A 14,465-nucleotide genomic window follows, 5' to 3' on the forward strand; every position below is an offset into this window, starting at 1 on the left:
GTCGAATTCCTTAAGCTTGTTCTACGGAGCTAACTTGAGCGGCGGCATTGATGACCTTCGCTTCAAATTCACCACGGAAATGTTTGAGTGCACCCATAAGCGGCTCCATTGCACCAGGAGCATGCGCACAGAAAGTTTTACCAATCCAAAGCTTACGAGTCAGTTCTTGTAAGTGATCGATATCTTCTTTCTTACCTGTGCCATCTTCGAGTGCTTTTAGTGCTTTCACAGCCCAAGGCAAGCCATCACGACAAGGTGTACAGAAACCACATGATTCACGTGCAAAGAATTCTTCGAGGTTACGTGTCGCTGAAACCATACACTGGGTTTCATCAACCACCATGAGCAGACAGGTACCTAAACGTGAACCTGCTTTCATGATGCTTTCCGCATCCATAGGAAGATCAATATGCTCGGCAGCCAGGAAGTCAGTTGATGCACCGCCTGGTAACCATGCTTTCAGTTTCAAACCGTCGCGCATACCACCAGCGTGTTCTTCAATCACTTCACGCGCTGTTGTACCAAATGGCAGTTCCCATAAACCCGGGAATTTCACCTTACCTGATGCACCATAAATCTTGGTGCCCGGATCTTTCGACTTACCCGCAGACAGGTTGATATACCATTCAGGACCGCGCAGCATAATAGCTGGCAAGTTATTGTAGGTCTCTACGTTGTTGACAATCGTAGGACGACCCCAAGCACCTGCAACCTGTGGAAATGGCGGTTTAGTACGCGGGTTGGCACGGCGGCCCTCAAGCGAGTTAATCAATGCAGTTTCTTCACCACAGATATAACGGCCCGCACCGGTATGCACATGCAACTCGAAGTTCCAGCCAGTACCGAGGATGTTGTCCCCTAAGTAGCCTTTGGCACGAACTTGCTCAAGTGCTTCATTTAAGTATTTTGCAGCTTCGATGTACTCGCCACGGATAAAGATATAACCATGGGTCGCTTCCAGCGTATAGCCTGCAATCAGCATACCTTCGATCAATTGATGAGGAAGATCTTCCATCAGCAAACGGTCTTTGAAGGTACCTGGTTCCATCTCATCGGCATTACAAATCAGGTAACGTGGACCCGAGTTGTCATTTGGCGCCATCAATGACCATTTGATGCCTGCCGGGAAGCCTGCACCACCACGACCTTTTACAGTCGCTGCCTTAACCACTTCCAATACATCTTTAGGCGACATAGACAGGGCTTTTTTAAAGCCTGCATAACCTTCCAGCGCTTCGTAATCATCAGCATTACGAACGTTGGCCTGCTTGCTTAAACGCCAGGTAAGCGGATGAGTTTCCGGGTTACCGTCACCATAAATTGGTTTTGGTTCAGTATTCATACATACTTCTCCAACAGCTGTTTCACCGAAGTCACTTCAACCAGACCGTGCGTGTCTTCATCAATCATTAAGGTTGGACCTTTGTCACAGTTGCCCAGACAACAAATTGGCAACAAAGTGAAACGACCATCTGCAGTCGTTTGACCAAACTGAATGCCTAATTCGCGCTGGAATGCTTCTGCCAAAGTTTCCGCACCCATCAGGAAACACGCAATCGAGTCACATAACAAAATTACGTGACGACCGACCGGCTGACGGTAAATACGGTTATAGAACGTCGCTACACCTTCCAGATCTGCAACGCTCATGCTCAGCATTTGTGCGATGGCATTCATTTGCGCATCATCTACCCAGCCATTACGGCGTTGTACACACTTCAGCGCATCCAGACACGCTGCACGTGGGTATGGATAGTGCCCCATGTGATGTTCAATATCGTGAATTTCGTCCGCAGTCAAAATTCCTTCAACATTCACACGTGGCTTTTTATCAGTCAAAATCATCATAATGCGTTTACCCCTTAGCGATCCACGTCAGCCATTACGACGTCAATGGTCGCTAAATAAATGATTAAGTCAGACATTAGGCTGCCGTTAATCACAGAAGGCATTTGCTGTAAATGCGTGAAGGTTGGTGTACGGATACGGGTACGGTAACTCATGGTTGACTTGTCTGAAGTCAAGTAGTAGTTCGACGCGCCTTTTACCACTTCTGCCATCACAGATGCTTCACCTGCCGGCATTACAGGACCCCAAGACACGCTCAGGAAGTGCGTAATCAAGGTTTCAATATCTTGTAATGTCTTGTCTTTTGGTGGTGGAACAGCCAGTGGATGGTCTGCTTTATATGCACCAGACGGCATGTTGTCTAAGCATTGCTTGACAATTTTCAGTGATTCTTCGATTTCACGGAAATGCACCATAACACGTGCATAGGCATCGCCTTCGTACTCTAAAGGCACTTCGAAGTCGTAGTTTTCATAGCCGCTATATGGACGGTATTTACGAACGTCGAAATCAATACCTGTAGCACGCAGACCTGTACCCGTTACACCCCAAGCCAATGCCGATTTCGCATCGTATTGCGCCACACCCTGGGTACGCCCCATAAATACCGAGTTGCGTAAAGCAGCCTTGTAGTATTCATTCATACGTTTTGGCATCCAGTCAAGTAAATCTCGAACCAGCTTGTCCCAACCATTTGGCAGGTCGTGGGCAGTACCGCCAATACGGAACCATGCCGGGTGCATACGATAACCCGTAATCGCTTCTACGATATCGTAGACTTTCTGACGGTCGGCGAACATGTAGAACACTGGCGTCATACCGCCGGCATCCTGAATCGCGGTACCAATAAACAGCAAGTGGTTATTGATACGGAACAACTCCGACAACATGACACGGATACACTGGGCACGGTCAGGTACAGTAATACCCGCCATTTGTTCCACGCCCATCACATAAGGCATGTTCTGTGCACAGCCACCGAGGTAGTCGACACGGTCTGTATATGGAATGAATGAATGCCAGGTTTGACGTTCAGCCATCTTTTCCACACCACGGTGGTGATAACCGATGTCAGGCACACAGTCTTTAACTTCTTCACCGTCCAGCTGCAAGATCACACGGAAAGCACCATGCGCAGATGGATGGTTCGGACCCAGGTTCAGGAACATGAAGTCTTCGTCAGCATTGCCGCGCTTCATACCCCAATCTTCAGGAACGAAACGAAGATGTTCCTGTTCGTAGTCCTGTTTGGCTTTATCTTGCAGATACGGCGTATATTCAGTCGCACGCGCAGAATATTCTTTACGTAGCGGATGACCTTCCCAATAGGTTGGCAACAAGATACGACGGAGCATTGGATGCCCTTCGAAATTGATCCCGAACATATCGTAAGCTTCACGTTCGTACCAGTTGGCATTTGGCCAGATATTGGTTGCCGTTGGAAGATTCAAATCGCTTTCTGCTAAGGCAACTTTAATACGAATGTCAGTATTACGCTCGAGCGACAACAGGTGATAGAACACGGTGAAGTCAGACGCAGGTAAACCGTCGCGGTGCGTACGCAGACGCTCATCTACCGCTGACAGGTCGAACAACATCACGTAAGGACGTGACACTGTACGCAAGAACATTAAAACTTCTTGTACACGTGCGCGCTCAACCCAGACTGTCGGAAAATCCTCGAAAGTCGTTTGCACAAAGAAGTTCTCACCAAATTTGGTTTTGAGCTCTTCAATGATCGCAAATGCTGGGCGTGAATCAACAGGCGTTGATTCTGGCATAGCAATGTCAGTTTCAGCCATTGGCTTGGCTTCCTATTTAATACAAATTCAGTCAACCTAAACGACAACTACACCCATAGCGGGTGCACAACAAAAAAACCTGTCGTTTAAATTATTTAATTTCATCCATAGAGCGTAAGTTTTTCACAGCAACACGCTGGTCTTTCTTACGGTCACGTTCCGGCATCATCTTTGGCTTATACACTGGCTTAAGATCATCACCGATTACCGCAGAAAGCGGACGTCGCTCTAGTTGAATCTGGTCTTGCAACAGCATCAATGCCTGAATTAAAGCTTCAGGACGTGGTGGGCAGCCTGGAACATACACATCCACAGGGATGATTTTATCCACACCTTGTACAACCGAATAGATGTCGTACATACCACCTGAGTTGGCACATGCACCCATAGAAATAACCCATTTCGGCTCAAGCATTTGTTCATACAAACGTTGAATTACTGGTGCCATTTTTACGAAGCAGGTACCGGCAACGATCATCAAATCGGCCTGACGCGGTGAAGCACGAATAACCTCTGCACCGAAACGTGACAGGTCATGTACGCCTGTTAAAGTCGTCGCATACTCTACGTAGCAGCAAGATGTACCAAAGTTAAATGGCCAAACTGAGTTTTTACGCCCCCAGTTGACTGCTGTATGTACTACATCCTCTAAGCGAGTCATGAATACATTTTTATTCACTTCTTCTTCTAGCAACGGATCTTCTACAACAATGCGTTCCTGAAGTGGATATTGATCAGCATTCGGATTCGCACGGGTTAATGTATATTTCATCCCGTATTACTCCTTATCAGATAATTGAGCTTGTGATTTTTTCACAAAACCAGATGATTGAGCCGGGATTTGACCCGTAGGATCCATCACCAATTCTTCAACCGAGTTGAAACGCGTAATTTCTGCAAGATCCATATTTGGCGAACCAATCTTAGCTTTAATTCCTGCTGCCTTACGTCTGTCCGAAGGTGCCCAATTGAGTGCGCCTGTCGATAATTCGTAAATCAAACCAACAAGTAAAACTAAAATAAAGATAGCTGCAGTTGCAAAACCAATCCAACCCACTTCACGAACAGAAACTGCCCATGCATATAGATAAAGTGCTTCCAAATCAAACACTACGAAGAATATTGCAACTAAATAGAATTTTGCAGACAAGCGGATACGAGCTCCACCTGCACTAACTACACCTGACTCAAACTGCTCCTGCTTGGCACGGCCCCATGATTTACCCCCAAGGAGTAACGGGACAGTCAGCATAAAGACGCATAAAAATGTAACGCCGATCACGAAGGCAATAATTGCCCATTCGTATGGAGTAATAGCACTCATGCGGGGATAACTCCTGGCAGGCCTATTTGTTAACAAAGAATGTATGTATTGGCCTTCAAATACACCATACACAAAATTAATCCCGCCAATTGTACCTGATTTATGATTTCACTTGCTAGTTTATAAGCCTTAGTCTTTGGGATGATTTTTTAAGCATTTCAGCATTTAATTTCACTTTCATCACCCAGAACCCGCTTTTATCGTTTTATTGAATAAAATTTTAAATTTTTATTTATTTTTCTATAAAAGGGGATGCAAAACCACTCGCATTCCGATTTGCAGCACTCCTAGCCATTTGTTTAGATATAGTCCTTTTATCAACCAAATCCAAGTCCAATCTGATTAAAACTTATTACAGGGTTCCAAAATCCCGACCAAGCTTTAACTCTCTTACAGGCTCTTTAGCTGAATATGCAGGTTTAACATCTATTTAACGTTCATCTGCTCTATCGTAATGTTAAACAAGCATTTGTGTCTTTTTGCAACACACTCAACAGACTGATTCAGAATATGTTATTTGTATTTCTTAGTTCCCAATGACTTTATAAAGTAACAATAAAGGAGTCCCTGCATGTCTCTGCATTATGCCCATAAACCAAATTATTTTTTATATGCTCAATTAATCGTTCGACATATCCAAAATTACGTCCAGAAAAACCAGAACACCAGCCAGCTTGTTTTTGAATTAAATGAGATTAATGCACTATTTCAGGATGATTTTGCGTCTGTCAGCGTCAATCTGGATGGGATTATGAATATCGCTGATGAATATAAAGTCGAAACCCTATCAGGCGACCAGAAATTGATTCAGCACTATAACGTCGATGTGAAAAATGCCCAACTGCTGATCGATTGCAACCCTGAAGCATTACAAAGCTTAAGAGATGGAAAGCCACTCATTGAACCAGATGCCACCATCCAAGAGTAAATTACTACTTATAAAAAACGATGCATCAGCATCGTTTTTTATGGGCAATACATTATTTACATCGTATTAAACTGAATGATCACTGCTTTCCTCAGTCTTTTTTTCCAGCAACTTGCGTTTATTCTTTTTCACATAACGCTGTGCCGGCCAGGTCATGATAAAACGCGCACCGCCCAAGGTTGGACTTTGATCCACCTGAATGGAACCACCAAACCAGTAGGCAATCCGGCTGACAATGGATAGACCCAAGCCATAACCACCTGAAGCTCGGGTGCGGCTATCATCCAAACGGGCGAAGGCTTCAAAAATACGGGCACGATCTACTTCCGGAATTCCGGGACCATCATCTTCCACACACACATAGGCTTGGCCGTCCTGATCCAGACCACCGCTGATTAATACCTTATTATCACAATAACGGATGGCATTCCCTACCAGATTCTGAATCACGCGATGCAGATAACGACGCTCCGCCTCGACTACCACAGCCACAGGCATTGGGTGTAATTCAATAATTTTATGGGTTTTCAGTGCTTGGGTTTCCACCATCACCTGATTCAGCACGTCATACAGATCAATCTGCTCAAACTCAATCGATGGCATACCCTGTTCCAGTTTGGCATAGGTCATGATCTCATCAATCAAGGTATTCAGCGCTTCAATATCCTTATCAATCTGCTCAACCTGTTGCAGACGATACTCGTAGTCATCTTCATCTGCCATCATTTCCACACCAAAACGGATCCGTGCCACCGGTGTACGCAATTCATGCGAAACCGCACGCATCAACTCCCGCTGCGCTTCGATCAAGCGCTGGATATGGTCTGACATATTGTTATAACTGGAAGCCAGTGTAGACATCTCATCACTACCATCCACCGGAAGACGCAATGACATATTCCCCGTCTTCATCTTGTTTAAGGCATAGCTCACTTCACGCAGCTTACGCTGCATCGGAACCAGAAGGCCATAAACACCCAAACTCAGTACAAACAGGCTTAATAAGGTAATACCGGTCGCCAACTGGAATGGCATCCAGTTAAATAACGGTACTGGCCCCATGACCAAGACCTGGGAGGTCGAGCCTGGAATTGGCGAAATAATTGAAATGGTCGTACCACGAATAGAAGCATTATCGCGGTATAAAATAATACTGTGATCCAGACGCAAACGTCCGATCTGCTCGGAGTCCAAAGGCAGAGATTGAACATTTTCAATGGAAACCGGATAGGAGAAATAATCCTGAATACGCGCAAGGTATTCTTTTTCCTGACCCGGATAATAAACCAGATAATCCAGAATAAAGACCGCCAAGGCCTTCATCTGGCGTTCAGTGATGTTGTCAGCCTTTATATAAAGGTAATGATCCGGATCATCACGCAGTCCCACCACAATATAAGCGATACCGGACTCAGCATCCCAGCGCACTACAGCCTTTCGATCAGCAATACGTCTCGCTTCAGCACGGGTAATATCTACCTTGCTGGCATCTACATAATGAATGGGTAACTCCAGAAGATCGGAGGCATCAGAAATCCAATCCATCTTCTGCTGGAGATTTGGCTGGCGCGCAACTCCCTCACTGATGATATATGCCATGCCATCAGTCAGGGATTCGCGATATTCTTGCGCACGCTGATAGTTGATAATCTGTACCAACAAATAGCCGAACACCGCCACCAAGACGACAAGGATGACGAGTCCTGCATAGATACGCAAAAATATACTGTGTTTAAACACCTATAATTTATCCTGCTTGTTCAAGCAAAAAACCACATTTGCTTAAAGTCCATTAGTCTCTTTAACGAAAAGATAACCTTTACTACGTACTGTTTTAATACGCTTCGGATTTTCTGGATCGTCACCAATTTTTGGACGGATACGCGAAATACGTACATCGATTGAACGGTCTTGACCGTCATATTCAATACCGCGCAAACGTTCGAAAATATCTTCGCGGGAAAGGATACGACCCGCATTCGATGCGAGCAACCACAACAGGTCATATTCTGCGCTGGTAAAATCAACCAGATCGCCATTTAGGGTTACCGAACGCCCGCCATTGTCGATCACCAGATCATCAAATTCGATACGCTGTGCCACTTCATCTTCAGGCACCTTGTCCGTACGACGCAGCAATGCGCGGATACGCGCCAGCAATACACGCGGCTGAACCGGTTTAGCAACGTAGTCATCTGCACCCATCTCCAGGCCCAGAACCTGATCCATGTCTTCAGTACGTGCCGTCAACATCAAAATCGGTTGATGATAATGTGGACGTACTTCACGGCAAATGGTCAAGCCATCCGCACCTGGCAACATCACATCCAGCACCACCATATCTGGCTGTTCAGCAATAATCCGACGAATGGCACGGTTGCCATCCGGCTCTACCCCCACCTCAAGTCCGTTACGGATGAGGTATTCTTGCGTTAAACGGGCAAGACGCTCGTCATCTTCAACAATTAAAATCTTGGGTAACTTTTCTTCTTGGCTCATGTATTGCCCCTTATATGGTGGATCTACGCTATAGGCGTATCCTTTTGAAATCCAATAGATACGTTTTTAATATGCTTGCAATATACACACGTTTACATTGTAAACAAGATGGCGTTCACCAAACTGATACATCAAGATAGCATTTTGTAATATTTTATCGTGCATTTTTTGGGCAGTTGTGCTTGAAACAGTGGCTTAGATCTGAATTGGGGCTTACACAACTATTACATGAACAAAATATGACTGCTTGATTGAGCGCTTTTTAGTTATCCACAATGTTATCTATAAGCACTTTCTTTGGACTTTGTTATGCTATGCCTTGCCTGATAAGGCTTATACAAAAATCAATAAAAATAGCGATATTTTTGCAATGATTAAAGCACAACTAAAGAAAAATATTTAGCTGAATGTCAATATTGATCTACCCTAAATTTTCCCGTATCTTGTGTTCAATTAATTTTAAAACCACTAGGTCTTGTGTTTATTCCTCAAATACTGTGGCACGAATTTTGCCCGGTTCAAACGGTCCATAAACATAAAAATAGATGACAATGGAGCTATGCTAACATGAGCGTAATCACTTCAACTCCTGGTCAACTTCAGGTGATTAAACGCACCGGTGATGTTGCCGCTTTTGATGCAGAAAAAATTTCTGTCGCAATTGGTAAAGCATTTTTGGCGGTTGAAGGCCAACAAAGCGCTGACTCGAGCCGAATTCATGATCGTATCGAGCAACTGACGGAAATGGTATTAAATACCTTTAAACGTCGTTTACCTTCTGGCGGAACGATTCATATTGAAGAAATTCAAGACCAAGTTGAACTTGCGCTAATGCGTACGGGCGAACAGAAAGTTGCACGCTCATATGTCATTTACCGTGAACAACGTTCTGAAGCGCGTAAACAGTTAGGTGCGAATCATCACCCGACGCTACAAATCACTGATGCTGAAGGAAAATTAAAACCATTAGATCTCAGCGAGTTGACTGCGACTATAGAAAAAGCTGCTCAAGGTCTGGAAGGAATTGATGTTCAGGCGATCATCGATGAGACCGTGAAAAACCTCTACAACGGTGTAAAAGAGTCTGATATCTCTACCACCATGATGATGGCGACCCGTACCCGGATCGAACAGGAACCAAACTATACTTATGTGACTGCACGTCTGTTGCGTGATGACCTAGTAGCCACCGGTTTAGAGTTTTTGGGTCTTCCGACAGACACCAATGAAGGCGATGCGCTTGAAACTTTCCTGAAAAAAGGGATCGAGCTTGAGTTGCTTTCTCCAGAATTGCTGAACTTTGACCTGGCCAAACTGGCTGCTGCGATTCAACCGGAACGCTCTAACCAGTTCACCTACTTAGGTCTGCAAACCTTATTTGACCGCTACTTCATCCATTCAGATGGCGTACGTTTCGAACTTCCGCAATTGTTCTTTATGCGTGTTTCTATGGGCTTGTCGCTCAATGAAGAAAACCGTGAAGAACGTGCAATCGAATTCTATAACCTGTTGTCTAGCTTCGACTACATGGCTTCGACGCCTACCCTGTTTAACTCAGGTACGTTACGTCCACAATTGTCTAGCTGTTATTTGACCACGATTGATGATGATCTGTATGACATTTATGGCGCGATGCGTGATAACGCAATGCTGTCTAAATGGGCAGGCGGTTTAGGTAATGACTGGACACCAGTTCGTGCCTTGAACTCATACATCAAAGGTACTAACGGCAAGTCTCAAGGTGTTGTTCCGTTCCTGAAAGTAGCGAACGATACAGCTGTTGCGGTTAACCAGGGTGGCAAGCGTAAAGGTGCAGTATGTGCATACCTGGAAACCTGGCACCTGGACATCGAAGAATTCCTTGAACTGCGTAAGAACACCGGTGATGACCGTCGTCGTACCCATGACATGAACACTGCGAACTGGGTTCCTGACCTGTTCATGCAACGTGTATTCGAAGATGCGGAATGGACTTTATTCACGCCTTCTGAAACGCCTGATCTGCATGATTTGACTGGTGCTGAATTCGCTGAGCGTTATGCACACTACGAAGCGATTGCCAAAGAAACAAACATGTTGCACAAGAAAATCCGTGCAAAAGATTTGTGGCGCAAAATGCTGTCTATGTTGTTTGAAACTGGTCATCCTTGGATCACATTCAAAGACGTATGTAACCTGCGTTCACCACAACAACACGTAGGCGTGGTTCACTCTTCTAACCTGTGTACAGAAATCACGCTGAACACCAGCAAAGAAGAAATCGCAGTATGTAACCTGGGTTCGATCAATCTGGTACAACACGTTCAAGGTGGTGTTCTTGATCGTGAAAAACTGGCACGTACAGTTAAAACTGCTGTTCGTATGCTCGACAACGTGATCGACATCAACTACTACGCTGTTCCACAAGCGCGCAACTCGAACCTGAAACACCGTCCAGTCGGTATGGGTATCATGGGCTTCCAGGATGCGTTATACGAAATGAACCTGGCTTATGGTTCTGATGCTGCGGTTGAGTTTGCTGATGAATCGATGGAAGTGATTTCGTACTACGCGATTTCAACCTCAAGCGATTTGGCTGTTGAACGTGGTACATACGAAACATTCAAGGGTTCATTGTGGGATCAAGGTATCCTGCCAATCGACTCGCTTGATCTGGTTGCGAAAACTCGTCCTGAACGCATGTTCGAAGTCGACCGCACTCAACGTCTGGACTGGGACACTTTACGTGCCAAAGTTCAAAAAGACGGTATGCGTAACTCGAATGTGATGGCAATTGCTCCGACTGCTACGATTTCAAACATTTGTGGCGTGTCTCAATCTATTGAGCCAACCTTCCAGAACCTGTATGTGAAATCAAACCTGTCTGGTGAATTCACCGTGATTAACCCGTACCTGGTACGTGCGTTGAAAGAACGTGGTCTTTGGGATGCGGTAATGGTCAACGACCTGAAACACTTCGAAGGTTCTGTGCAAAAGATTTCCCGTATTCCTGAAGAGCTTAAAGCCATCTTCGCGACTGCGTTTGAAGTTGAAACTCGCTGGATCGTGGATGCTGCATCACGTCGTCAAAAATGGATCGACCAAGCGCAGTCTCTTAACCTTTACATCGCTGGTGCAAACGGTAAGAAACTGGACATCACTTACAAGATGGCATGGTTACGTGGTCTTAAAACGACTTATTACCTTCGTGCATTGGGTGCGACTTCTGCTGAGAAATCTACAATCAACACTGGCGCATTGAATGCAGTTAAACCTGCAACTGTTGCGGCTCCTGTTGTAGCAGCAGCTCCTGTCGTTGAAGCACAAAAACCTGAGGCTTCTGTAGAGGAAGAAGGTTTTGCGCAAGCAGCTCCAGTGCCAATGGCATGTTCAATTGACAATCCTGATTGTGAAGCTTGTCAATAAGCTTCGCTTGACCTCCCCTAACCCCTCCTAAAAGGAGGGGGATCACAGCTCAGTCATCTGACATGTGAAAGTCCCTCTTTTTAAAAGAGGGATTTAGGGAGATTAAAATAACAAACAAAGGAAACCTCAATGCCTCATATGACTCATAACTACATGTTAGGACTTGCGGCATTGCTGATTTCCTTTGGTATTACCTTTTATTTACCGATTGCTTATTTCTGGTTCAAAGTTCGCCAGCAGCGTAAGCAAAATAAGTAGTGGGGATTGTGCTTATGTATAAATTCATAACACTCATCGACAAAACTTAATTTTGCTTACACAAATTAAGCGTATAGTAAGACATCTCAGCCAAGCTGAATGTCTCATAAAAGATATAAAGCAACGTAGAGAGAATTGATATGTCTATCCTAAGTTGGGACGATTTCGAAGATGATTCGCAAAAACCGGCTGCACCTGAACAGCAGCCTGCGCCCGTCGAGCCGCAAAAAGCGACTAATTCACAGATGGTATCTGATGCAGGCAACGCATCGCCGGATGTGGCAGCTGCACAACCCCTTAGAGCCACTCAAAACCGAGGATCAAATCCAACCGATTCGCTGGCAAGAGCATCTGCTTCCCTAGATCAACTTGATGTTGCTCCAGGCCTTGAAGAGCTTGAAATGGGTGCACAACGTGTTCAGGTTGATGATAAGGCGATGATCAACTGTCGTGCAGACTTGAACCAGCTTGTACCGTTCAAATACGAATGGGCTTGGCAGAAGTATCTGGACGGATGTGCAAACCACTGGATGCCACAAGAAGTCAACATGAACCACGACATCGCGCTGTGGAAGTCTGAAAATGGCTTGACTGAAGATGAACGTACCATCGTGATGCGTTCACTCGGTTTCTTCTCGACTGCCGATTCACTGGTTGCAAACAATCTGGTACTGGCGATTTACCGTCACATTACCAACCCTGAATGCCGTCAGTACATCTTGCGTCAGGCATTTGAAGAAGCGATTCACACACACGCTTACCAGTACTGTATCGAGTCGCTAGGCATGGATGAAGGCGAAGTCTTCAACATGTACCGCGAAGTACCGTCAGTGGCACGTAAAGCGGCATGGGGCCTGAAATATACCCAGTCTTTAAGTGATCCTACTTTCAAAACCGGTACACCTGAAAACGACCAGATCCTGCTTCGCAACCTGATCGCGTTCTACTGTGTACTTGAAGGTATCTTCTTCTACTGCGGTTTCAGCCAGATCCTGTCGATGGGCCGTCGTAACAAGATGAATGGTGTTGCCGAGCAATTCCAGTACATCCTGCGTGACGAGTCAATGCACCTGAACTTCGGTATCGATATGATCAACCAGATCAAGATCGAAAACCCAGGTTTATGGACGACTGAATTCCAGGAAGAAATTATCCAGATGATTCTTGAAGGTACGATGCTGGAAATCGAATATGCACGTGACACCATGCCACGCGGTGTATTGGGCATGAATGCTGGCATGATGGAAGAATACCTGAAGTTCATTGCCAACCGTCGTCTGGCGCAGTTAGGCTTACCTGAACAGTTTGCTGGTGTGAATAACCCATTCCAGTGGATGTCAGAGATGATGGACTTGCGTAAAGAGAAGAATTTCTTCGAGACGCGTGTAACAGATTACCAAACTGGCGGTGCGTTAAGCTGGTAAGGTTTAGCGTCACGCGTCACGCGACACATAAAATGTCATTTGCGACACATAAAATGTCATTGCGCGACACATAAGTTGTCATTGATAAAAAAACCGCCATGAATGGCGGTTTTTTTAAAGAAGTATGATCTAGTCTTTAGTTAAATCTTTATATAATAGATATTAAAGCAACGAAAAAACTAAAATACATACATAATTCAGTAGAAATTAGGCAAGAGAATATTTAGATGTCAAAAGATAAACTTCAAAAAATTTGGAATGAAATAAAAATAACTTATGCCAAAATTCAAGAAATTTATTCAGCTCCTCAAATATTCTCTACCCATCAATATTTATCATTGACACCAATTACTAATGCAGATGAAGATAATGCTTATTCTGATATGCTAAGATTTGCATTATCACAGAAGAAAACCAACAACATTGCTGTAACTGGCCCATATGGTTCAGGCAAGAGTAGCGTGTTACAAACTTTCCAAAAAAATAATCCACAATGGAAATACTTAAATATATCGCTAGCAACATTCAAAGATCATTTAGAAATTGAAGGCAATAATAAAGAGATTGAAATCGAAGCTATAGAAAAAAGCATACTACAACAACTCTTTTATTCTGTAGATCAAAAAACATTACCTCGCTCCCGACTAAAGCGAATAGTAACTGTTCAACCTAGAGAGCTAATTGCTAATACACTTTTTATTTTCCTATGGGCTTTTCTAACACTATTTATATTTTTTCCAGAAAGCGTTCTTTTTGATAAGTTTAGTATATTGTCTAGTTCAGACCAACTAGCTCAAAAAGCTGTCTCATTATTATTCTTATTGTATTGCATAGTTGGATTATTCACTGGAATAAAATATATTGAAAAGCTTAAAGAACTTAAATTAAAGTTTGAATAGCCACCGATTTTGTAGACACTCTTTAGTTAGATAAAATGGCTAATTAACGAGGTGTTTATGAGCAGTAGCAAACGATAT

12 protein-coding genes are annotated in these 14,465 nt (G+C 44.3%); 5 read left to right on the forward strand and 7 right to left on the reverse strand.

The window, feature by feature from the left end:
- Nucleotides 1–10 precede the first annotated feature (10 nt).
- From nuoF to AY605_RS11200, 5 genes are all read right to left on the reverse strand, one after another.
- The gene (gene nuoF / locus AY605_RS11180; RefSeq protein ID WP_064096461.1) at nt 11–1,342 is read right to left on the reverse strand and encodes an NADH-quinone oxidoreductase subunit NuoF; all 1,332 of its coding nucleotides are present in this window, start codon (nt 1,340–1,342) and stop codon (nt 11–13) included.
- Nucleotides 1,339–1,848 carry an NADH-quinone oxidoreductase subunit NuoE gene (gene nuoE, locus AY605_RS11185; RefSeq protein WP_004280775.1) on the reverse strand — a complete coding sequence of 170 codons (510 nt, stop codon included), beginning with the start codon at nt 1,846–1,848 and terminating at the stop codon, nt 1,339–1,341. The genes nuoF and nuoE overlap by 4 nt, the downstream gene beginning before the upstream one ends.
- A gap of 14 nt (nt 1,849–1,862) precedes the next feature.
- A complete protein-coding gene (nuoC, locus tag AY605_RS11190) occupies nt 1,863–3,650 on the reverse strand; it encodes an NADH-quinone oxidoreductase subunit C/D (RefSeq protein WP_064096462.1) in 1,788 nt (595 codons plus the stop codon).
- 91 nt (nt 3,651–3,741) lie between these two features.
- A complete protein-coding gene (locus AY605_RS11195; RefSeq protein ID WP_064096463.1) occupies nt 3,742–4,422 on the reverse strand; it encodes a NuoB/complex I 20 kDa subunit family protein in 681 nt (226 codons plus the stop codon).
- 6 nt (nt 4,423–4,428) lie between these two features.
- On the reverse strand, nt 4,429–4,974 hold the full coding sequence (locus AY605_RS11200; protein ID WP_064096464.1) for an NADH-quinone oxidoreductase subunit A: 546 nt from the start codon (nt 4,972–4,974) through the stop codon (nt 4,429–4,431).
- 571 nt (nt 4,975–5,545) lie between these two features.
- Here AY605_RS11200 and AY605_RS11205 point away from each other — a divergent pair.
- Nucleotides 5,546–5,902: a hypothetical protein gene (locus tag AY605_RS11205; RefSeq protein WP_064096465.1), complete on the forward strand. Its 357-nt coding sequence runs from the start codon at nt 5,546–5,548 to the stop codon at nt 5,900–5,902.
- Nucleotides 5,903–5,968: 66 nt separating this feature from the next.
- Here AY605_RS11205 and bfmS read toward each other — a convergent pair whose 3' ends face one another.
- Nucleotides 5,969–7,642, reverse strand: coding sequence for a sensor histidine kinase BfmS (gene bfmS, locus AY605_RS11210; RefSeq protein ID WP_064096466.1), 1,674 nt, complete (start codon nt 7,640–7,642; stop codon nt 5,969–5,971).
- Nucleotides 7,643–7,684: 42 nt separating this feature from the next.
- The gene (gene bfmR / locus AY605_RS11215; protein WP_004280782.1) at nt 7,685–8,401 is read right to left on the reverse strand and encodes a response regulator transcription factor BfmR; all 717 of its coding nucleotides are present in this window, start codon (nt 8,399–8,401) and stop codon (nt 7,685–7,687) included.
- Between the two features lie 567 nt (nt 8,402–8,968).
- Here bfmR and AY605_RS11220 point away from each other — a divergent pair.
- The 4 genes from AY605_RS11220 to AY605_RS11230 all read left to right on the forward strand — a co-directional run bounded on the left by AY605_RS11220 (nt 8,969) and on the right by AY605_RS11230 (nt 14,387).
- Nucleotides 8,969–11,806: a ribonucleoside-diphosphate reductase subunit alpha gene (locus AY605_RS11220; RefSeq protein ID WP_064096467.1), complete on the forward strand. Its 2,838-nt coding sequence runs from the start codon at nt 8,969–8,971 to the stop codon at nt 11,804–11,806.
- 129 nt (nt 11,807–11,935) lie between these two features.
- Nucleotides 11,936–12,064, forward strand: coding sequence for a hypothetical protein (locus AY605_RS15340; protein ID WP_004645881.1), 129 nt, complete (start codon nt 11,936–11,938; stop codon nt 12,062–12,064).
- Nucleotides 12,065–12,204: 140 nt separating this feature from the next.
- On the forward strand, nt 12,205–13,488 hold the full coding sequence (locus AY605_RS11225; RefSeq protein WP_064096468.1) for a ribonucleotide-diphosphate reductase subunit beta: 1,284 nt from the start codon (nt 12,205–12,207) through the stop codon (nt 13,486–13,488).
- A gap of 227 nt (nt 13,489–13,715) precedes the next feature.
- Nucleotides 13,716–14,387 carry a hypothetical protein gene (locus AY605_RS11230; RefSeq protein WP_064096469.1) on the forward strand — a complete coding sequence of 224 codons (672 nt, stop codon included), beginning with the start codon at nt 13,716–13,718 and terminating at the stop codon, nt 14,385–14,387.
- Nucleotides 14,388–14,465 lie beyond the last annotated feature (78 nt).

The organism is Acinetobacter sp. SFD, assembly GCF_001647575.1.
GTDB lineage: Bacteria > Pseudomonadota > Gammaproteobacteria > Pseudomonadales > Moraxellaceae > Acinetobacter > Acinetobacter pecorum.

Bases quoted from the DNA above. Each gene is read 5' to 3' on its own strand.
- nuoF (WP_064096461.1), bottom strand. From the start codon at position 1,342: ATGAATACTGAACCAAAACCAATTTATGGTGACGGTAACCCGGAAACT.
- nuoE (WP_004280775.1), bottom strand. From the start codon at position 1,848: ATGATGATTTTGACTGATAAAAAGCCACGTGTGAATGTTGAAGGAATT.
- nuoC (WP_064096462.1), bottom strand. From the start codon at position 3,650: ATGGCTGAAACTGACATTGCTATGCCAGAATCAACGCCTGTTGATTCA.
- AY605_RS11195 (WP_064096463.1), bottom strand. From the start codon at position 4,422: ATGAAATATACATTAACCCGTGCGAATCCGAATGCTGATCAATATCCA.
- AY605_RS11200 (WP_064096464.1), bottom strand. From the start codon at position 4,974: ATGAGTGCTATTACTCCATACGAATGGGCAATTATTGCCTTCGTGATC.
- AY605_RS11205 (WP_064096465.1), top strand. From the start codon at position 5,546: ATGTCTCTGCATTATGCCCATAAACCAAATTATTTTTTATATGCTCAA.
- bfmR (WP_004280782.1), bottom strand. From the start codon at position 8,401: ATGAGCCAAGAAGAAAAGTTACCCAAGATTTTAATTGTTGAAGATGAC.
- AY605_RS11220 (WP_064096467.1), top strand. From the start codon at position 8,969: ATGAGCGTAATCACTTCAACTCCTGGTCAACTTCAGGTGATTAAACGC.
- AY605_RS15340 (WP_004645881.1), top strand. From the start codon at position 11,936: ATGCCTCATATGACTCATAACTACATGTTAGGACTTGCGGCATTGCTG.
- AY605_RS11225 (WP_064096468.1), top strand. From the start codon at position 12,205: ATGTCTATCCTAAGTTGGGACGATTTCGAAGATGATTCGCAAAAACCG.
- AY605_RS11230 (WP_064096469.1), top strand. From the start codon at position 13,716: ATGTCAAAAGATAAACTTCAAAAAATTTGGAATGAAATAAAAATAACT.